The sequence below is a fragment of the Lactobacillus sp. genome (assembly GCF_014803895.1).
This window is the reverse complement of sequence record NZ_JAAVAU010000014.1, coordinates 26,306-45,983: the sequence shown is the minus strand read 5'-3', so window position 1 is coordinate 45,983 and position 19,678 is coordinate 26,306. Positions and strand designations below refer to the sequence as shown.

19 protein-coding genes and 1 tRNA gene are annotated in these 19,678 nt (G+C 34.2%); 19 read left to right on the top strand and 1 reads right to left on the bottom strand.

The features are described 5' to 3' along the window. The first annotated feature begins 44 nt into the window (after positions 1-44). From HDR40_RS05380 to HDR40_RS05355, 6 genes are all read left to right on the top strand, one after another. Positions 45-117, top strand: a tRNA-Val gene (locus HDR40_RS05380). A gap of 122 nt (positions 118-239) precedes the next feature. After that, positions 240-812: a hypothetical protein gene (locus HDR40_RS05375; protein WP_290627304.1), complete on the top strand. Its 573-nt coding sequence runs from the start codon at positions 240-242 to the stop codon at positions 810-812. A 109-nt stretch (positions 813-921) separates the two neighbouring features. Continuing rightward, positions 922-1,677, top strand: coding sequence for a helix-turn-helix domain-containing protein (locus HDR40_RS05370; protein WP_290627302.1), 756 nt, complete (start codon positions 922-924; stop codon positions 1,675-1,677). Between the two features lie 216 nt (positions 1,678-1,893). Next, positions 1,894-2,142 (top strand): helveticin J family class III bacteriocin, encoded by a 249-nt coding sequence (locus HDR40_RS05365; RefSeq protein WP_365936786.1) that lies wholly within the window; start codon positions 1,894-1,896, stop codon positions 2,140-2,142. Between the two features lie 88 nt (positions 2,143-2,230). Beyond that, a complete protein-coding gene (locus HDR40_RS05360; protein ID WP_290627300.1) occupies positions 2,231-2,713 on the top strand; it encodes a hypothetical protein in 483 nt (160 codons plus the stop codon). Between the two features lie 60 nt (positions 2,714-2,773). Beyond that, positions 2,774-3,283 (top strand): SLAP domain-containing protein, encoded by a 510-nt coding sequence (locus tag HDR40_RS05355; RefSeq protein ID WP_290627298.1) that lies wholly within the window; start codon positions 2,774-2,776, stop codon positions 3,281-3,283. A 45-nt stretch (positions 3,284-3,328) separates the two neighbouring features. Here HDR40_RS05355 and HDR40_RS05350 read toward each other — a convergent pair whose 3' ends face one another. Further along, positions 3,329-5,257 carry an ABC-F family ATP-binding cassette domain-containing protein gene (locus HDR40_RS05350; RefSeq protein ID WP_290627296.1) on the bottom strand — a complete coding sequence of 643 codons (1,929 nt, stop codon included), beginning with the start codon at positions 5,255-5,257 and terminating at the stop codon, positions 3,329-3,331. Between the two features lie 185 nt (positions 5,258-5,442). Between HDR40_RS05350 and HDR40_RS05345 the strand changes: the two genes are divergently transcribed. The 13 genes from HDR40_RS05345 to dinB all read left to right on the top strand — a co-directional run bounded on the left by HDR40_RS05345 (position 5,443) and on the right by dinB (position 19,653). After that, the gene (locus HDR40_RS05345; RefSeq protein ID WP_290627294.1) at positions 5,443-6,075 is read left to right on the top strand and encodes a redox-sensing transcriptional repressor Rex; all 633 of its coding nucleotides are present in this window, start codon (positions 5,443-5,445) and stop codon (positions 6,073-6,075) included. Positions 6,076-6,181: 106 nt separating this feature from the next. Continuing rightward, the gene (locus HDR40_RS05340) at positions 6,182-6,922 is read left to right on the top strand and encodes a LiaF domain-containing protein (RefSeq protein ID WP_290627292.1); all 741 of its coding nucleotides are present in this window, start codon (positions 6,182-6,184) and stop codon (positions 6,920-6,922) included. A 143-nt stretch (positions 6,923-7,065) separates the two neighbouring features. Then, positions 7,066-7,503, top strand: coding sequence for a LytTR family DNA-binding domain-containing protein (locus HDR40_RS05335; RefSeq protein WP_290627290.1), 438 nt, complete (start codon positions 7,066-7,068; stop codon positions 7,501-7,503). A 3-nt stretch (positions 7,504-7,506) separates the two neighbouring features. Further along, positions 7,507-7,920 (top strand): DUF3021 domain-containing protein, encoded by a 414-nt coding sequence (locus HDR40_RS05330; protein WP_290627288.1) that lies wholly within the window; start codon positions 7,507-7,509, stop codon positions 7,918-7,920. A gap of 298 nt (positions 7,921-8,218) precedes the next feature. Continuing rightward, positions 8,219-8,503: a co-chaperone GroES gene (gene groES / locus HDR40_RS05325; RefSeq protein ID WP_290627286.1), complete on the top strand. Its 285-nt coding sequence runs from the start codon at positions 8,219-8,221 to the stop codon at positions 8,501-8,503. A gap of 29 nt (positions 8,504-8,532) precedes the next feature. Further along, on the top strand, positions 8,533-10,161 hold the full coding sequence (groL, locus tag HDR40_RS05320) for a chaperonin GroEL (RefSeq protein WP_290627284.1): 1,629 nt from the start codon (positions 8,533-8,535) through the stop codon (positions 10,159-10,161). Positions 10,162-10,364: 203 nt separating this feature from the next. Continuing rightward, positions 10,365-12,938 (top strand): DNA mismatch repair protein MutS, encoded by a 2,574-nt coding sequence (mutS, locus tag HDR40_RS05315; RefSeq protein WP_290627282.1) that lies wholly within the window; start codon positions 10,365-10,367, stop codon positions 12,936-12,938. Positions 12,939-12,943: 5 nt separating this feature from the next. After that, on the top strand, positions 12,944-14,824 hold the full coding sequence (gene mutL, locus HDR40_RS05310; RefSeq protein ID WP_290627280.1) for a DNA mismatch repair endonuclease MutL: 1,881 nt from the start codon (positions 12,944-12,946) through the stop codon (positions 14,822-14,824). A 9-nt stretch (positions 14,825-14,833) separates the two neighbouring features. Continuing rightward, on the top strand, positions 14,834-15,412 hold the full coding sequence (ruvA, locus tag HDR40_RS05305; RefSeq protein ID WP_290627278.1) for a Holliday junction branch migration protein RuvA: 579 nt from the start codon (positions 14,834-14,836) through the stop codon (positions 15,410-15,412). Between the two features lie 28 nt (positions 15,413-15,440). After that, positions 15,441-16,451 (top strand): Holliday junction branch migration DNA helicase RuvB, encoded by a 1,011-nt coding sequence (ruvB, locus tag HDR40_RS05300; RefSeq protein WP_290627276.1) that lies wholly within the window; start codon positions 15,441-15,443, stop codon positions 16,449-16,451. Between the two features lie 75 nt (positions 16,452-16,526). Continuing rightward, positions 16,527-16,982 (top strand): preprotein translocase subunit YajC, encoded by a 456-nt coding sequence (gene yajC / locus HDR40_RS05295; protein WP_290627274.1) that lies wholly within the window; start codon positions 16,527-16,529, stop codon positions 16,980-16,982. Between the two features lie 92 nt (positions 16,983-17,074). Continuing rightward, entirely contained in the window at positions 17,075-18,523 is a 1,449-nt protein-coding gene (gene zwf, locus HDR40_RS05290; RefSeq protein ID WP_290627272.1) for a glucose-6-phosphate dehydrogenase, read from the top strand. Continuing rightward, positions 18,523-19,653, top strand: coding sequence for a DNA polymerase IV (gene dinB / locus HDR40_RS05285; RefSeq protein ID WP_290627270.1), 1,131 nt, complete (start codon positions 18,523-18,525; stop codon positions 19,651-19,653). Before zwf ends, dinB begins: the two co-directional genes overlap by 1 nt. The last annotated feature ends 25 nt before the right edge of the window (positions 19,654-19,678 follow it).

The following is a 19,678-nucleotide window of genomic DNA, read 5'->3' as shown; positions in this document are numbered from 1 at the left end:
TCACGGCGGTAACATGGGTTCAAATCCCGTACGGGTCACACTTTGGAGGATTAGCTCAGCTGGGAGAGCATCTGCCTTACAAGCAGGAGGTCACAGGTTCGAACCCTGTATCCTCCATAACACGTGAGACTAGTAACTTTAGTTACTAGTCTTTTTTTGTACTTGTTACTTGTTTCTCAAATAAATTTCTTATATTCTAAAAGGAAGAAGACTATTAGTATAGAAGAAAGAGTATTTCTATGGAAGATTATACGATTGCCTTATTAAAGGTGTTACTTAACGAACATTATTACAGTGTATTGATGAGTGATAAGAAAACGATGTCGCCTGAGGTTAACCAAGCCTTTCATAAGTCAATGTTAACAACTGAGAAATTTTTAGATAAGGTTATTGAAGATAATAATATCGAAGTAGATGAAGGACATTTTCCTAAAATTGAGCGTGCTAATTCAGCACTCGTATTTTTATCGCCAAAAGTTAGAATGGATATTATTAAAAATCGTGGTAAGATTTCAATCTTAATTGCTAAAAGGAATTATAATTTGATTTCTAAATTAATTTACGAGCACATGTTTAACTTGCAATCATTGACTACTTTGGAAGCTTGTAAGAATGAAGGTTTGTCTAGTGATAACGAAGTAGTGCAAGCAGCCATGATGTGGCGGATGCGCGGACTTGATGAACAAGTTGCTAACGTAAGTATTGAAATGGTAGTAGCTGATTCATTGATTCAAGAAGTAAATGATCCAGTGATTACGGGACTTATTAAGAAGACTAAGGAAGCTGAGAGCAAGAAGTTGAAGGATGAATAAAATGAAAGATCGAGTTGAACAGCTTGGTCTTTTTTATTAGTTAAAATAAAGTAATAAGTTAAAACTTTCTTCAAATAAAGATGCTATGCTTGTGTAAGAAAGTCGAGGGATGGCAATGAGAATTGGGGATGCATTAAAAGCTGAACGTGAAAGATTAAATCTAACGCAAAAGGAAATGATTGCTGGAACTGAACTTAGCGCTTCTAATTATTCGAGAATTGAAAATGCGGAACGTAAGATTGATGCTGATGACTTGTATGATTTACTTGCAGCTCGGCATATAAGTCCAATTCTTTTCATGAAGAGATATTGGGGATTGCAAAATGATGTTGTAGAAATGTTAAGGCAAAAGATTGTCGAGAATTTCACTTCGCATGATTTGGATGGAGCTAAGGAGACTAAAGCCAAGATTATGGCTTTGGAAGATAATCAGAACCTAAAGTATCGCGCTATTTTAATTGTTGCGGTATTAGAGAAGAAGGTCTATGAGATAGATAAAAGTTTGAAACAAGAAATAACCGATACTTTATTTAATGATGATAATTGGTTGGATAATATAAGTAATTTGCAATTATTTGCAGATTCAATGCTGATTTTCGAGTTTCATGACTTGGCTATAGTGATGCATACTTTTTTAACTAGATTAAAAGATTTAAATGAGTATGATACTGATCACCAAGAATTAATATCGGGAATCTGTATTAATTATTTAGAAAATTGTTATCAAAATAACTCTGTAGAATGGGCTCATGAATCGTTGCAAGTAGTTGAAAATATGCCAGTTAAGCCAATTATGTATTTTTATAAAACTTTAGCTACATATTACTTTTATTTGTTAACTGATCAGAAAGATAAAGTTTTATAACTTCGAAAAGCGATGGAAGAAGTAGGCTTTGAAAATTATATTAAAATATTGCCTTACTAAGGTATTTTTTTGACAATGTGGGAATTTAAGAAAATATTGCTTATTTTACTGTACTGTAAAAGTATAAATAAAAAAGGAGAGTTTACATAATGGTTGTTGCATTTCCAGTAATTCCTTTATAGCCCAACTTCAGGAGATCATGGAGAAACTAGAAAAATTGTAAAAATTCCGTGGAAGAGTACTGATCCATCAGATTGGGAAGAAGTGAATTTAAAGTATAATTCAGAGTTAGACGCAGTAAATGAATATGGAAATAAATATTTAACCGAATTTGAAGGTATTCAGTTAATTAATGACAATGATTTATATTTAACAGTAGCGTACCATAATCCTAATGCGGATCCTGTAAATCAAACTACTATGAATAGAATATACAGAGTATCTTGGACATCATCGCTTAGTTAATAAGCACAAAAATTTATTTTAAGAATAACAAAAGATATACTTATTTTTAAAGTGTAAGTCTATCTTTTGTTTTATGAGGAACTTGGTTATGAGAAAAACAAAAATAATTGGCGCAGCCGTAGCAGCTTTATTAGCAGTTGCTCCTATAGGTGTAGCTCCATTTGTCAATGCTGCTACAAATACTACTGAAAATAGCAACACAGTTGTGAGCGAACAACCACAATTTAGTGTGACATATAAACAAGGCGGTAAAGATGTAACTGCTGATCCTAATAATCAAATATTTCAAGTTGCAGTAGGTTCGAAGTTTGACCCTACTAAAATTTTAGGTAGTAATGGAGATACTTTCACGATTACTGCAGGGGATGCAAAAATTACTGTTGATCAAAATAACGTAGATACTAGCAAACCAGGCAGTTTTTCTACAGTAAAATTGACCGCTACTAATAGTAAAGGTAAACAAACTACTATTTCATATGAAGTACTTGTTACTCCAGCAACTGGTGGTTATACATTAAATGTAACGCCAAATTATAATACGCCAGGATATAATATTTTTAGTGATACTTAATATCCAGAAGTAGGAACTTATATACCGCAAGGAACTAAGATTTATGTAAGTAATAAAACAATGATTGTTTATGGAACATCATACACAAAAGTATCGATGACGTCTCAATCTGATGCTGATGGAAGTAATGATAATGGTGGTTTATGGGTTATGACTAAGGCTTTAGCCAACAGTACACCAGCTCCGGAAACTGTGACTAAGACAGTTATGCATAAAGCATTAGTTTATGATAATTCAGGTTCATCTAAAGTAAGAACAATTGCTGCTTACACGAAAGTGACAGTTAATAAAGAAACTATTTCTATTAATGGTGCTGAATACTATCAAATTGCAAATAAGCCCGACTTTATCAAAGCTTCCAACGTAGATGGAACTAAACGTACTTTAAAGCACAACGCATATGTATATGCTACCAGCACTAAGCGTGCCAATAGAGTTACTTTAAAGAAGGGCACTAAGATTACTACTTATGGTAGTTCTTACAAATTTAAGAATGGCAAGCGTTACTACAGAATTGAAGGTGCAACTAAGACTAAAAAGATGTATGTCAAAGTTGCTAACTTTAAATAAAATTGACCACATAAAAAAGCTAGGTGTAAAACCTAGCTTTTTCGTTTATTCAAAATTATCTAAAGCATCAATAGCTTGTTCCCAATCTTCATTTGCTTGATCAAGTTTTTCTTGAATAGTAGATAGTTGTTCTTGTAGTGGTCCTAATTTTTCAAAGGAAGCTGCAATATCAGGATTGGCCATTTCAGTTTGAATTTCTTTTTCTTGATTTTCTAATTCTTCAATTTGCTTTTCAGCATCTTTGATAGCACGTTCTAATTTTCTCTTTTGAGAATCGCGTGCTTTTTGTTCTTGGTAAGATAATTTACCTTTATTTTGGTTAGCTGCAGGAGCTGCGGAAGTTTCACTTACTTCATTGGCTTGGTTAGCCGCAGCTTGTTGTTTAGCCTTTTCATCCAGATAATATGAATAGTTACCTTCATAGATCTTGGCATGACCATCACGGACAGAAACAATCTTATTCGCAAGTTCGTTAATGAAGTAACGGTCGTGTGATACAAAGAGTAGGGTACCATCATAATTATCAAGTGCCTGTTCCAAAACTTCCTTAGCTTCGATATCCAAGTGGTTAGTAGGTTCATCCATAAGTAAGAAGTTGTCTTTTTCAAGTGAAAGAACTGTTAAAGTTAAACGAGCTTTTTGACCACCGGAAAGTTGAGAAACAGTCTTATCGATATCTTCAGCCGTGAATAAGAAACTTGCCAAGATTGAACGAACATCACGTTCAGGCATCGTTTTATGACGGTCCCAGATAGTATCAAGAACTGTTTTAGAAGGATCCAAACTTTGAAGTTCTTGATCGTAGTAACCAATATCTAAACTTGCACCATACTTGACGGATCCAGTTTTTGGCTCAAGTTGCTTCATTAGGGTTTTCAATAAGGTTGATTTACCAATACCATTTGGTCCAATTATTGCAACACGATCATTTTTGTTAACCTGGAAGTTAATGTCAGACACCATCGTCTTATCTGGATAACCGATATCTAAATCTTTTAAGACTAAAACTTCCTTACCCGATGGACGTTCACTCTTGAAATGAATTTTTACTTTTGACTTGTGCTTAGGTGGCTTGATACGCTCCATCTTTTCTAGACGTTTACGACGACTTTGGGCTCGTTTAGTAGTTGAGGCTCGGACCAAGTTTTTTTGAATAAATTCTTCTTCTTTCTTAATTTGTTCTTGCTGTTTTTCGTAGGCTGCTTCTTGTTGTGTATTTAATAATTCACGTTCTTTAGTATACTGAGTGTAGTTGCCCTTGAAGGTTGTTAATTTACCAAAGTTTAATTCAAAGATTTCATTAGCCAGGTGATCTAAAAAGTACTGGTCGTGAGATACGGTTACAATTGCGCCTTTATAATTTTTTAGAAAGGCTTCCAACCAATCTAACGTATCAAGATCGAGGTAGTTAGTAGGTTCGTCAAGTAAGAGTAGTGGTGGTTTTTGCAAAAGTAATTTTACAAAAGCTAGACGTGTCTTTTCACCACCAGAAAGAGTGCCGATAACCTTGTTCCAAGTATCTTCAGTAAACTTAAATCCATTCAAGATGCTCTTGATTTCTGCTTGATAGGTAAAACCACCTTGTTGTTCAAAGTCATAAGCAACTTGATCATAGCGTTTAAGTAAATCCTCATCTTCAGGATGGTCAGCAATTTCTTGCTGCAGATGCATGATTTTTTTATTTTTTTCAATTAAATCAGTAAAGACTGTGAGCATTTCATCCCAGATAGTTTTAGATTCATCTAAATCATTCTCCTGGGCAATGTAACCAACATCAATTCCTTTATTAATGGTAAAAGCACCACTAGTTGGCTCTTGCTGACCAGTCATAATTTTTAACAAAGTAGTCTTACCAGCGCCATTAGGGCCGACAAGACCGATTCTGGCATTATCAGGAATAGAAAAGGTAATTCCTGAAAAAATGGTATTTGCCCCGAAATGTTGTTCGAGGTTTTGTGCTTGTGCAATTATCATAATTTATCTTCTCCTAGCAATTATTGTACCATAGGGCTTAGATCCTAAAAATAATCTCTCTTGTGAAAAAAGAGATAGATATGATTATTGTGAAAAAATAACTTGATTTTATCCCGATAAGATGCGTATTATTATGATGATTAGTAAAAATTTCACATTCACAAGCATAGTTAGAAGGTTTTTTGATGGAAGAAATAAAAATTCCTAAGGCAACCGCTAAAAGATTACCGTTATATTATCGCTACTTAATTTTCTTAAATGATGAAGGTAAAGAGAAGGTATCGTCAACTGAACTAGCTGAAGCTGTTCAGGTGGATAGTGCCTCTATTCGTCGCGATTTTTCTTACTTTGGTGCCTTGGGTAAGCGTGGTTATGGATATGATGTTCAGAATTTACTTAACTTTTTTAAGAAAATTCTTAATCAAGATACGCTAACTAATGTAGCTTTAGTTGGTGTTGGTAATATGGGACATGCGTTGCTTAATTATAATTTTAAGCGAACAAATAATATTAGGATTTCAGCAGCTTTTGATATTAATCCTGAAATTACCGGTACCATTATGAGTGGTGTGCCAGTATACGACATGCGTGACATGAAGACACAATTACGTGAACAGCAAATTACAATAGCTATTCTTTGTGTTCCTCAAAGTGCGGCACAAAAGACTGCTGATGAGATGGTTGATGCGGGGATTAAGGGAATTATGAATTTCACTCCATTGCGGATATCTGCTCCAGCTGATGTAAGAGTACAGAATGTAGATTTAGCTACTGAATTGCAGACCTTGATTTATTTCTTGGATTCAGATAAAAAGTAGGATTCACGACCTTAGAAGATAACTTCTAGGGTCTTTTTTGTTAGAATATAAGTTAATCATGTAAGGGCTTTAAATAATGCGGTTTTATTGAGAAAGAAAGATAAAAATGAAAAAAGAGAATACTAGTAGAATTTTGTGGGGGATTGGTTTTTTAGCAGCAGGAATATTCTTACTTTTAGATAAATTGAATGTAATAAATTTTGACTTAGGTTTTTGGAGTATTATTTGGACGATAGTATTTGTAGCATTTGGTATCAGTTGTATTGCTGATAAAGAAGTCTTCGGTACAGTATTTGCAATTGCCTTTTTGGTCATTATTTATGCTAAACCCCTACATATAACTCGCTTAGTTCCTTGGACGATTTTAGGGGTAGCTTTATTGATTGCCATCGGGCTGAATATGATTTTAAAAAAAGATCCTGTTAAATCTGAAATCTTCGTAAATGGTAAAAAAGTAAAGAATAATGCATCATTGCATTCGCAAGAAATAATGTCGGATACTAGCAAAGTTGAAACTGGTGAGGATATAGTAATTAATCAACGAATTTCTGATACATCGCGTTATATTCGTTCGCAGAATTTGCGTAGTGTAACGATTGATTCGGTTATCGGGGATGCGGAAATCCATCTTGATCAAGCTAGTGCTGCTGGTGATAAGGTTATTATGAATATTAATACTACAATTGGTAATGTTAATTTATATGTACCAAACGATTGGGAAGTTATTAATGAGTTAAATTCGTCATTTGGCGATATTAATTATTTTGGTCATTCAACTGGAACTAGTACTAAATTAATTTTACGTGGTAATAAAAAGATTGGTGACTTGGAAATTCACTTTGTATAGTTAAAAATTAGGCGTTGCTTATATTTTAGTAGGTGACGCTTTTTCTTTACCGATTAGTTACTATAATTAACCGATAACAGCAAAAACCAGATTTTTTCTCTTATTCTTTCTATACTAATACTAAAGGTGAAAGGAGAATGAGGATGAAGTTTAAATTACTTATTCAGCCAGATAAAGAAGAGATAGTTCAAGCGCAACTGCATGAGGTAAGTAAATTTAGTAAGCAACTAGAAGAGTTCGTAGTAAGTAATGGCTCTATTTCTTCTTTGGTTGGTTTTGATGCGGATAAAGAAATTGTTTATTTAAATTTTGTAGATATTGCAATTATTGGGGTTATTGAGGGCAAAACTTATGCGATTACCAATGATAATCGACAATATTTGTTAAAGCGACGACTTTATCAAGTAGCTGAAAAGTTACCAGATTATTTTTTGAAAATTAATAAATCAAGTATTGTTAATCGACATCAAATTAAGAAGTTTACTGTTAATTCGGGTGCTGGAATAAATGTCATTATGAAAAATAATGTAACAGATTATGTATCACGCAGATGTTTTGCCAAGATAAGAAAGGAGCTGTAAATCATGAGAGCTTTTGTTAAAAACTTCTTGATGAGAGGATTACTTGCGATGGGGTTTGGCCCAATCGTATTAGTAATTGTATATGCAATCTTGAATTCTCAAAATATAATCGAGACACTTTCTGTTGGTGAAGTTAATCTAGCAATTATTTCAACTTTATTAATTGCTTTTATTGAAGGAAGCACTGGTGCAATCTTTCAAATAGAAAACCTTTCTTTAGGTAAAGCAACATTAATTCAATCCTTATTAATTTACTTTACCTTATTAATTTTATATGGTATCAACTCTTGGATTAATTTTGAACCAGTAGTCTTACTTATTTTTACAATTGTTTACTGGATTGGATATGGAATTATTTGGCTAATTATTTTTTCTATAATCAAAAATAGTGTTCAAAAAGTAAATAAAAAATTATAAAAAATTCTTATAGCGCGTAATAGTTGTTGTTGCGTGCTTTTTTAATACTCTATATAAAAATTCAAGAATAATATTAGGAGAAAGATTACTTTGAAAGTGAAAAAATACAGGTTGTAAGCCATGATATAAAGGCAATCTAGAATTCTATTAGCACTCTAGATAAAAAAGTGCTAATTTTTTAGTAAAAATACTTGCAATAATTTTCTAAACGGGTTACTATCGTAATTGTAAGTTAGCACTTGAATGAAATAAGTGCTAAAGAATTTAATTTGATTATACAACATAGGAGGGACTAAACGTGTTACAACCAATCGGTGATCGCGTGATCGTTAAAGTTAAAGACGAAGAAGAAGAAAAGGTTGGAGGCATTGTCCTAGCTTCTAACGCTAAAGAAAAACCTCAAGAAGGTCAAATCGTAGCTGTCGGTGAAGGTGCCCGTACAGTTAATGGTGAAATTATCCCTATGTCAGTAAACAAAGGAGAAACTGTCTTCTTTGAAAAGTACTCTGGCACTGACATTAACTATGAAGGTGAAAAGTACTTAGTACTTCACGAAAAAGATATCTTAGCTGTTGTTAAGTAATAAATTTTATAAAAAGGTGGCATTAAAATATGGCAAAAGAAATTAAGTTTTCAGAAAATGCAAGACGCTCATTATTAAAGGGTGTAGACAAGTTAGCTGATACTGTTAAAACAACCTTAGGACCTAAGGGTAGAAACGTTGTTTTGGAAAAGAGCTATGGTGCTCCTGACATTACTAACGACGGTGTAACTATTGCTAAGAATATTGAATTAAAAGATCACTTCGAAAACATGGGTGCAAAGCTCGTTTCTGAAGTTGCTCAAAAGACTAATGATATTGCTGGTGATGGTACTACTACTGCTACTGTTTTAGCACAAGCTATTGTTCGTGAAGGTATGAAGAATGTTACTGCTGGTGCAAACCCAGTTGGCATCCGTCGTGGTATTGAAACTGCAACTAAGGCTGCTGTTGATGAATTACATAAGATTAGCCACGAAGTTTCTACTAAAGATGAAATTGCTCAAGTAGCTTCTGTATCTTCTGCTTCTAAAGAAGTTGGTAATTTGATTGCAGATGCTATGGAAAAAGTTGGTAATGACGGTGTTATCACTATCGAAGAATCAAAGGGTATCAACACTGAATTGTCAGTAGTTGAAGGTATGCAATTTGATCGTGGTTACTTATCACAATACATGGTAACTGATAACGATAAGATGGAAGCTGATTTAGATAATCCTTATATCTTGATTACTGATAAGAAGATTTCTAACATTCAAGATATCCTTCCATTGTTACAAGAAATTGTTCAACAAGGTAAGAGTTTATTGATTATTGCTGATGATGTTGATGGTGAAGCTCTTCCAACTCTTGTATTGAACAAGATCCGTGGTACTTTCAATGTTGTTGCTGTTAAGGCTCCTGGTTTTGGTGATCGTCGTAAGGCTATGCTTGAAGACATCGCTATCTTAACTGGTGGTACTGTAATTTCTTCAGACTTAGGTCTTGAATTAAAGGATACTAAGATTGATCAATTAGGTAGTGCAGGTAAAGTTACTGTAACTAAGGATTCAACTACTATTGTTGAAGGTGCTGGTTCTAAAGAAGCTATCGCAGAACGTGTTGATCAAATTAAGAAGCAAATTGCTGACACTACTTCAGATTTCGATCGTGAAAAGTTACAAGAACGTCTTGCAAAACTTGCAGGTGGTGTTGCTGTAATTAAGGTCGGTGCTGCTACTGAAACTGAATTGAAGGAAAAGAAGTACAGAATCGAAGATGCTTTGAATGCAACTCGTGCCGCTGTTGAAGAAGGTTATGTAGCCGGTGGTGGTACTGCATTAGTTGATGTTAAGAAGGCTATCCAAGATAGCGTAAAGGGTGACAGTGAAGATGCTGAAACTGGTGTTAAGATTGTAATGAAGGCTTTAGCTGCACCTGTACGTCAAATTGCTGAAAACGCAGGTAAAGATGGTTCAGTTATCTTAGATCACTTAGAACATGAAAAACCAGAAGTTGGTTACAACGCTGCAACTGACAAATGGGAAAACATGGTTGAAGCTGGTATCATCGACCCAACTAAGGTAACTCGTTCAGCTCTTCAAAATGCTGCTTCAATCGCTGCTTTATTGTTGACTACTGAAGCTGTAGTTGCTGATGAACCAGATGATGGTAAGAATGATACTCCTGCTCCAGCTCCAGGTATGGGCATGGGTATGTAGTTAAAAAACTAGCTTTGTTTTTAAACTAAAACTTCATTAATTTAATAATTGTTTTAAAATAAAAAAGTAAGGTCCTTAAAGGTGGTGAGTAAGACGCCTTTGAGGATTTTCTTTTTAATAATTAATGTATTGAGCTGACTTCTTATAGTCAGCTTTTTTACGTTATAATAGGTAAGTAGTTTTTGCGCAGAAAGGATCACTTAATGGCTAAAAAAGATACAACTCCCATGATGCAACAATATTACGAAATTAAGGAACAATATCCTGATGCATTTTTGTTTTATCGTGTGGGCGACTTTTATGAACTTTTTGAAGATGATGCAGTTAAAGGTGCACAAATTTTAGAACTTACTTTGACACATCGCTCTAATAAAACTAAAAATCCGATTCCAATGGCGGGGATGCCTCACTTAGCAGTAGATACTTATGTGAATACTCTAGTTGAAAAAGGTTATAAGGTAGCAATTTGTGATCAACTTGAAGATCCTAAACAAGCTAAAGGTATGGTTAAACGCGGAATCGTACAATTAATCACGCCAGGTACTATGATGAATGCTAGTCCTAATCAAGCAAAGGAAAATAATTATTTGACTTCGGTGGTTTCGACTAGTGCTGGTTTTGGTTTAGCTTATAGTGATGTATCAACTGGTGAAATTTTTGCAACTCACTTAAAAGATTGGGAAGCTATTGCTAATGAACTTCTTTCTTTACAAACTAAGGAAGTAGTTTTTAATGGAATTTTGACGGCACAAAATAAAGAATTTTTGCAAAAAGCTAATATTACTGTTTCTGAACCAGTTAAATTAGATGGTGAACATGCGGAACTTTCTTATGTAAAACAAAATTTAACTAATAAAGCTGAAATTGAAGCAACTCGCCAATTAGTTGCTTATTTACTTTCTACTCAAAAGCGAAGCTTAGCTCACTTACAAGTTGCCCAAAGTTATGAACCTACCCAATACTTACAAATGTCTCACGTTGTACAAACTAATTTGGAATTAATCAAGTCTGCCAAGACTGGTAAGAAGATGGGTTCCCTTTTTTGGTTACTAGATAAAACTAGTACTGCAATGGGAGGCAGATTGCTCAAATCTTGGATTGAGCGGCCTCTTTTATCTGCTAGTGCGATTAAGGCTCGACAAGATATGGTCCAAGCACTTTTTGATGATTATTTCACTAGAGAAAATATTATTGATAATCTCAAAGGCGTTTATGATTTAGAACGTTTAACTGGTCGCATTGCTTTTGGTTCTGTTAATGCGCGTGAGATGTTGCAACTTGCTAACTCTTTAGCAGCCGTTCCTGAAATTTTAAATGTATTGAAAGATTCAGCTAATCCAGTTTTAGTTGATTTTGCTAGTCAAATCGATCCCCTTACTGGTGTACGTGATTTAATTAAAAAGACGATCGTGGATGATCCACCTCTTTCTACAACTGAAGGTGGGATTATTCGCCAGGGGGTTTCAAGCCAATTAGATACTTATCGTGATGCTATGACTAATGGTAAAAAATGGATTACTGAAATGCAGGCCAGTGAACGAGAAAGTACGGGCATTAATAATTTAAAGGTGGGTTATAACAAAGTCTTTGGTTACTATATTGAAGTTACTAATTCTAATAAAGGAAAGGTGCCCACTGATCGTTATACAAGAAAACAGACTCTAACTAATGCAGAGCGTTATATTACACCTGAATTAAAGGAACATGAAGCACTAATTTTAGAGTCTGAAGCAAAGTCGACAGGATTAGAATATGATATCTTCGTTAAATTGCGCGAGGATGTAAAAAAATATATCCCTGTTTTGCAAAAATTAGGTAAGCAACTTGCTAGTTTAGATATTTTGACAGCTTTTGCCAGTGTAAGTGAGCAAAATAATTATATTCGTCCTACTATGGTAATCGATAGTGAGAAAATCGATGTTAAAAATGGTCGCCATCCAGTTGTTGAGCAGGTAATGAGTGCGGGCAGTTATATTCCAAATGATGTTGAAATGGATAAAAATACTGAAGTATTTTTGATTACTGGTCCTAACATGTCAGGTAAGTCAACTTATATGCGTCAAATGGCTTTGATTGCTGTTATGGCTCAAATTGGTTGCTTTGTACCAGCAGATAGTGCTATTTTGCCAATTTTTGATCAAATTTTTACTCGTATTGGAGCGGCTGATGATTTGATTTCTGGTCAAAGTACATTTATGGTTGAAATGAGTGAAGCTAATGAAGCTTTACAACATGCTACTAAACGTTCATTAATTTTATTTGATGAAATTGGCCGTGGTACTGCTACTTACGATGGTATGGCTTTGGCCGGAGCAATTGTAAAATATCTTCATGATAAAGTTGGTGCTAAGACACTTTTTGCAACTCACTATCATGAATTAACAGAGCTAGATCAAACTTTAAATCACTTAAAAAATATTCACGTTGGGGCAACTGAAGAAAATGGTAAGTTAATATTCTTACATAAAATTCTACCAGGACCTGCCGATCAATCTTATGGTATCCATGTAGCTCAATTAGCAGGTCTTCCACATAAGGTTTTGCGTGAAGCAACCACGATGTTGCATAGTCTTGAAGCTCAAGGTGCGAATGATTTACAATCCGCTAATGAACAACTTGATTTGTTTAATAAGCCTAAAGTACCGACAATTTCTGATAACCAAAAAGATGTTTTAGATGATATTCAAAATATTTACTTAGCTGATAAAACGCCTCTCCAAGTAATGGAATTAGTCGCACAATGGCAACGTGATTTAAAACAGGATAAGGGTGAATAACATTAATGGCACAAATTCATGAACTTTCAACCGAATTAACTAATCAAATTGCTGCTGGTGAAGTTATTGAAAGACCTGCTAGTGTAGTTAAAGAATTATGTGAAAATTCAATTGATGCTGGTAGTACAAGAATTAGAATTGATTTTGTTAATGCTGGTTTGCAAAAAATCATTGTGCAGGATAATGGTTCAGGAATTAGTGGAGATGAGATTGATTTAGCCTTTAGACGACATGCCACTAGCAAGATTAATAATGAGCGTGATTTATTTAATATCGGAACTTTGGGGTTTAGAGGTGAAGCTTTAGCTTCAATTGCGGCAGTTGCTCATGTTGAGATTGTTACTAGCAGTAATAATCAAGGTGGGGTGAGAGCTGTTTTTGCTGGTGGAGAAAAGAAGCTGCAAGAAGATGCACCTTCACCACAAGGAACTAAGATTAGGGTTGAGGATTTATTTTTTAATACTCCAGCTCGACTAAAGTATTTACGATCTGAGCGAACAGAAATTTTAAAAATTGTTGATATTGTTAATCGTTTAGCATTAGGACATCCAGAGATAGCCTTTACTTTGTCAAATAATGGTAAAGTACTTTTGAAGACGAATGGTCGTAATAACTTACGTCAAGATATAGCAAAAATTTATAGCCGACATTTGGCAGAAAAAATGTTATTAATTCAAGGAGAAACACCTGATTTTAAAATTTCAGGTTTAATTTCTAGCCCAGATGACACCAGGTCTAATCGTAATTTTATTACCTTACTTTTGAATGGCCGTTATGTACATAATTATCATTTAACGCAAGCTATCATGAATGGTTATGCAAATAAATTGGGGGCAAAACGTTATCCGATTGCTGTACTTAAAATTGAGTTAGATCCAGTTTTGGTGGATGTTAATGTTCACCCTACTAAACAAGAAGTTCGACTTTCTAAAGAAAAAGAACTCGAACGTTTATTAACAGAGACAATTAGTAATGTTTTACTTGATGGTCATCAGGAAAGTTTAGGATTAGAAAATTTAACTGCACGCCCCAATGAAACTAAGGTTGATCAGTTAAAGTTTAATTTAAACAAAAATATTGTTAATCCAACTCGACCGATTATCTTGGAACCTGAAAAAGAAAAGGACCCAGTTCCGGAAGTTAATGAAACTGTGGGTGAGTTTGTAAGTCTTAATCATCCTCGCAATGATCAGCAGTATCTGATTACTGATACTTGGGATAAAAATGTTGCTCTGCAAATGATGCTAAAACCTTTTCCAAAAAGTTCCTCAAGTACAACTGTTGTGTCTCCAGGTGAAGAAGTTGTAGAAAGTCGTTTGCCTAAATTAACTTATATTGGACAAATGGGAGCCTACTTATTGGCTCAAAATAATGGTGGTTTGTATTTAATTGATCAAGTAGCCGCGCAACGACGAATTGCTTTTGATGATATTTTAGCGCAATTACAAGCGAACAAATCTAACCAACAAACTTTGCTTGCACCAATTGTATTAACGTTTTCTAATATCGATTACTTAAAGTTAAAGGATAATTTGACACAAGTTCAAAAGATAGGAATTGAATTAGAAGACTTTGGTCAAAATACCTTGATAATGCGAACATATCCTACTTGGATTGAAAAGGATACTGAAAAACGCGTACGGCAATTAATTGAACTTTATTTAAATGCTACTAATGATGATCTCGATCAGCTAAAGACTCAAGTGGCTCAAGTAATAGTTAAAGATCACTCATATTCCAGCTCAAAATTATCTAATCTAGAAGCTACAGCTTTAATTGAAAAACTATCGTATACATCCGACCCCTATCGTGATAGTGATGGCAAGATAATTATCGTTAGTTTGAGTAAAAACGATTTAAATAAAATGTTTAAAAAGAATGAATAAGGATATAAAATGTACGAATACTTAAAAGGAATTGTTGCTCAAATTTTACCAGGCTATATTGTTTTAGATGTTGGTGGAGTGGGATATAAGATTTATTCACCTACCCCATATAGTTATGAAGAAGGTAAAAAGGCTACAATTTATGTTGAGCAAATTGTCCGTGACACGGGAATTACTTTGTATGGTTTTATAAGTAATGAAGATAAGGATTTATTTTTAAAATTACTTTCAGTTTCTGGAATAGGACCTAAGTCTGCCCTTGCAATTATGGCTGCAGAAGATACAGATTCATTAGCGAGTGCAATTCAACAAGGTGAAGTTAAATATTTAACTAAGTTTCCAGGTATTGGTAAAAAGACTGCTTCACAAATTGTACTTGATTTGAAAGGTAAGCTTGGTGATTATGTTCAAAAGAATGCAGTTAAAGAAAGTTTATCTGCAAGCTTGCAAGATGCTATTTTAGCTTTAGGAGCACTGGGATATACTCAAAAAGAAATTGATAAAGTAACACCTGATTTAGCCAAATTACCTGAGGATACAGCAGATGGGTATATTAAAAAGGCCTTGTCTTTATTATTAAAGAAGTAGAAATTAAGTCAAAATAGGAAGTGATTTTGTGTCAGAAGAAGAAAGACTTGTCGATTCTCAAAGCAGTCAAACTGAGGAGGAAGTTGAACTTTCATTACGTCCTCAATCTTTAAGTCAATATATTGGTCAGGATAAAGTTAAAGATGAAATGAGTATTTATATTAAGGCTGCTAAAAAACGTGACGAGGCACTTGATCACGTTTTGCTTTATGGACCGCCTGGCCTAGGTAAAACTACGCTTGCTTTTGTAATTGCTAATGAAATGGAAGTCCATTTAAAGAGTACTTCGGGACCAGCAATTGAGAAAGCCGGTGATTTAGTAGCATTGCTTTCAGAATTAGATCCAGGGGATGTTCTATTTATTGATGAAATTCATCGCTTAGCTAAGCCTGTAGAAGAAGTACTCTATTCGGCAATGGAGGATTACTATATTGATATTGTTGTAGGTCAAGGACAGACTACGCACGCAGTTCATGTGCCTCTACCACCATTTACCTTGATTGGGGCAACAACGCGTGCTGGCCAACTTTCTGCACCATTGCGAGATCGTTTTGGGATTGTGGAACACATGCAATATTACAATATTACTGATTTAGAAAAAATAATCTTACGTTCTAGTGATGTTTTTAATACAAAAATAAACCCTGAAGCTGCAATTGAATTAGCGCGTCGCTCTCGTGGTACGCCACGTGTGGCTAATCGTTTATTAAAGCGAGTACGTGATTTTGCAGAAGTTAAGGAAGAGGAAGCCATTTCGTTACCAACTACTAAACATGCTTTATCACAGTTAGAGGTTGATAGTGAAGGTCTTGATCAAACTGACCGCAAAATTTTACGGGTAATGATTGAAAATTATGATGGTGGCCCTGTAGGTATTAAAACTTTAGCTGCCAATATTGGTGAAGATCGTGACACAATAGAAGAGGTATATGAACCCTATTTACTTCAAAAAGGTTTTATCATTAGAACGCAACGTGGACGAGCAGTTACTGATAAAGCATATTTGCAATTAGGTTTGAATCCTCATAAGTCTGAGTAATGTTTTTCTTTTAGAATAAGTAAGGTATAATAGTATATTAGATATTTGTAATGTAGTATTACGAGGTGAAGAAGATTGAATATATTTATGTTAGCCCAAGCAGCTGGTGGTAATAATAGTATGATGATGATTATTATTTTGATTGCATTATTTGCGTTTTCTTACTTTGCAATGATTCGTCCACAAAAGAAGCAACAACAAAAGCGTATGGAAATGATGAACGAATTAAAGGCTGGTGACCGTGTGGTTTTAGTTGATGGTCTCCACGGTAAGATTGATTCAATTAATAAAGATGACAATACAGTTGTTGTCGATGCTAATGGTATCTTTTTAACTTTTAGTCGTATGGCTATCCGTCAAGTTTTACCAGCAAAGGCTAGTGAAGATAAGAACGTAGAAAAGCAAGAAGAAGCTTCTGAAGCAAATGAAGAGACTGCTAAAACTAATGTTGAAAATTCTGATGTTAAAGCAGATGATAAAAAGTCTGAATCAAACGAAACTTCAACTGCAGATGAAAAAGATGAAAATTAATAAAAAAGCGTCAATTGACGCTTTTTTTATTTTATCTATTTTTTATTATAGTAAAATGAAAGATGAAAAAGTTTTTAGAGAGGAAGTTACCTATGAAAAATATTCCTGTTGTTATGCTTCTTTTTGGTGGATCCGGCGATTTAGCTCATCGTAAGCTTTACCCAGCTTTATTTAACCTCTATCAAAAGGGTCTTATTAGAACCCACTTCGCTGTAATTGGAACAGCAAGAAGACCATGGTCACATGAATATTTCCGTCAACAAGTTAGTGATGCTATTTATGAAAGTCATCATGAGGTTAAGAAGGATGACGTTCAAGATTTTGTATCTCACTTTTATTACCAGTCTCACGATGTAACTGATATAAATCATTATATTGCACTGAAAAAGATGGCAAGTGAATTAGATAAAAAGTATCATGCAGAAGGTAACCGTATTTTCTATATGGCAATGGCACCACGTTTCTTTGGTACAATTGCACAACATATTAATGATCAAAAATTAACTGGTAGTGGTTTTAATCGTTTGGTAATTGAAAAACCATTTGGTCATGATTTGAAATCAGCTGAAAAATTAAATCGTGAAATTCGTGCAAGTTTTAGTGAAGACTGTGTGTATCGAATTGATCACTATCTAGGCAAAGAAATGGTTCAAAATATTATGCCATTAAGAATGAGCAATCCGATTGTGAAAAATATATGGAATAGTAATTTTATCCAAAATGTTCAAGTTACTTTAGCTGAGAGCCTAGGTGTAGGTACACGTGGTGGTTATTATGATGGTTCGGGTGCTTTGCGTGATATGGTCCAAAATCATATTTTCCAAATTATTACTCTTTTAGCGATGCCGGAACCAACAGATTTGACTTCTGATGCGGTTCATAAAGCTAAGCAAGAGTTACTTAATAGTTTAATTATTCCAACTCCTGAAGATGTTGAAAAGAATTTTGTACGTGGCCAATATTTGGAAGGTAAAGATCATCCTAAATATTTAGAAGAAGATCAGGTTAATGCTGATTCTCATACTGAAACGTTTGTTGCAGGTAAAGCTGAATTTAAAAATGGACCTTTAGCTGGTGTTCCAATTTATTTTAGAACTGGTAAAAACTTACAAGAAAAAGTTTCTCGAATCGATATCATCTTAAAGCATATGAGTAATTTATATGGAGAGGCACATTCTAACAATATCTCAATTATTATTGACCCAGTTAGCGAAATTTACTTCACTATCAATGGTAAGAAGATCACAGGTGATGGATTAAGACGTGAAAATTTAGACTATCGTTTTTCTCAGGAAGAAATGTCTAAGGTTCCTGATGGTTATGAAAGGTTATTACATGACGTATTTGTAGCTAATCGGCTTAATTTTACTCATTGGACAGAGCTTAAACAGTACTGGAAATTTGTTGATGCTGTAGAAGATGCTTGGGAAAAGCAAAATGAAGCTGGTAAAAAGCCAGATCAATATCAGCCAGGCAAACTTGGACCGGTAAGTGCTGATAGAATTTTTGATGGTAAAAAAGAACACTGGATTTATGATTAATGTTAGAATTATTGCCTGAAAATGATACTCATCGTAAGATTATCCATTTAGATATGGATGCATTTTATGCTTCAGTAGAAATACGTGATAATCCGGCCCTTGCTAATAAGGCCTTAATTATTGGTCATGATCCACGAAAGTATCATGGCCATGGAGTTGTAGCAACCGCCAATTATACTGCTCGTCAGTATGGAGTTCATTCGGCTATGCCTACAGCTAAAGCACTACGGTTAGTTCCAGAAGATAAAGTGAGGTTTGTCACACCTAATTTTGATAAATATCGGGCAGTTTCTCAACAAGTCCATACTTTAATGCATGAATTAACTGACCAAGTAGAGTCTGTAGCGTTAGATGAAGCTTATTTGGATGTAACTGAAAATAAATTAAATGTGGATTCAGCAGTAGTTTTAGCTAATAAGTTGCAACAAAATATTTATCGAAAAACAGGTTTAACTTCTTCTTTTGGCGTATCTTATAATAAATTTTTGGCTAAAATGGGTTCAGAATATGCCAAGCCATTTGGTAGAACGGTCATTTTGCCAACTGAGGCTAAAGCATTTTTAGCTAAGCAAAAAATCGAAAATTTTCCGGGAATTGGTAAAAAAACTCAAGAACAATTTCATGAATTAGGCATTTTTAATGGTGGAGATTTACAACAATTGTCAGTTCGTTTTTTAATTAAAAGATTTAAAAAAATGGGTTATGCAATTGCTCTTCATGCTCATGGAATTGATACAAGTCCAGTGAAATCAGATAGACAACGGAAATCAATTGGAATAGAACGCACTTTTGAATCAAATATTCATAATCAAAATGAAGCTTTAACCGCAATTAGAAAGTTTAGTCAGGAATTGTCTAAAAAACTTCAGGATCAAAAACTTACAGCCAATGTAATAATGTTAAAAATACGCAGTAATAATTTTGAAACTATTACTAAAAGGCAAAAATTAGATAAGTCTACCAATCAAGCAATTGAGATTTTTCAAACAGCAAAAGAATTATATAATAAGACTCCCAATTTTTTAGAAGATGGCATTCGTCTTTTAGGAGTGACTGGGACAGATTTGAAGAATAAGAATTACGAAGAAGTAACTTTGGAACTTTTTACACAAGATAACGATTTACGTTAAAATAGGAGCATAACTTAGAAGATAT

What these genes read in the sequence shown, in the direction of transcription:
- HDR40_RS05375 (WP_290627304.1), top strand. Translation starts at nt 240, where the DNA reads ATGGAAGATTATACGATTGCCTTATTAAAGGTGTTACTTAACGAACAT.
- HDR40_RS05370 (WP_290627302.1), top strand. Translation starts at nt 922, where the DNA reads ATGGCAATGAGAATTGGGGATGCATTAAAAGCTGAACGTGAAAGATTA.
- HDR40_RS05360 (WP_290627300.1), top strand. Translation starts at nt 2,231, where the DNA reads ATGAGAAAAACAAAAATAATTGGCGCAGCCGTAGCAGCTTTATTAGCA.
- HDR40_RS05355 (WP_290627298.1), top strand. Translation starts at nt 2,774, where the DNA reads ATGATTGTTTATGGAACATCATACACAAAAGTATCGATGACGTCTCAA.
- HDR40_RS05350 (WP_290627296.1), bottom strand. Translation starts at nt 5,257, where the DNA reads ATGATAATTGCACAAGCACAAAACCTCGAACAACATTTCGGGGCAAAT.
- HDR40_RS05345 (WP_290627294.1), top strand. Translation starts at nt 5,443, where the DNA reads ATGGAAGAAATAAAAATTCCTAAGGCAACCGCTAAAAGATTACCGTTA.
- HDR40_RS05340 (WP_290627292.1), top strand. Translation starts at nt 6,182, where the DNA reads ATGAAAAAAGAGAATACTAGTAGAATTTTGTGGGGGATTGGTTTTTTA.
- HDR40_RS05335 (WP_290627290.1), top strand. Translation starts at nt 7,066, where the DNA reads ATGAAGTTTAAATTACTTATTCAGCCAGATAAAGAAGAGATAGTTCAA.
- HDR40_RS05330 (WP_290627288.1), top strand. Translation starts at nt 7,507, where the DNA reads ATGAGAGCTTTTGTTAAAAACTTCTTGATGAGAGGATTACTTGCGATG.
- groL (WP_290627284.1), top strand. Translation starts at nt 8,533, where the DNA reads ATGGCAAAAGAAATTAAGTTTTCAGAAAATGCAAGACGCTCATTATTA.
- mutS (WP_290627282.1), top strand. Translation starts at nt 10,365, where the DNA reads ATGGCTAAAAAAGATACAACTCCCATGATGCAACAATATTACGAAATT.
- mutL (WP_290627280.1), top strand. Translation starts at nt 12,944, where the DNA reads ATGGCACAAATTCATGAACTTTCAACCGAATTAACTAATCAAATTGCT.
- ruvA (WP_290627278.1), top strand. Translation starts at nt 14,834, where the DNA reads ATGTACGAATACTTAAAAGGAATTGTTGCTCAAATTTTACCAGGCTAT.
- zwf (WP_290627272.1), top strand. Translation starts at nt 17,075, where the DNA reads ATGAAAAATATTCCTGTTGTTATGCTTCTTTTTGGTGGATCCGGCGAT.
- dinB (WP_290627270.1), top strand. Translation starts at nt 18,523, where the DNA reads ATGTTAGAATTATTGCCTGAAAATGATACTCATCGTAAGATTATCCAT.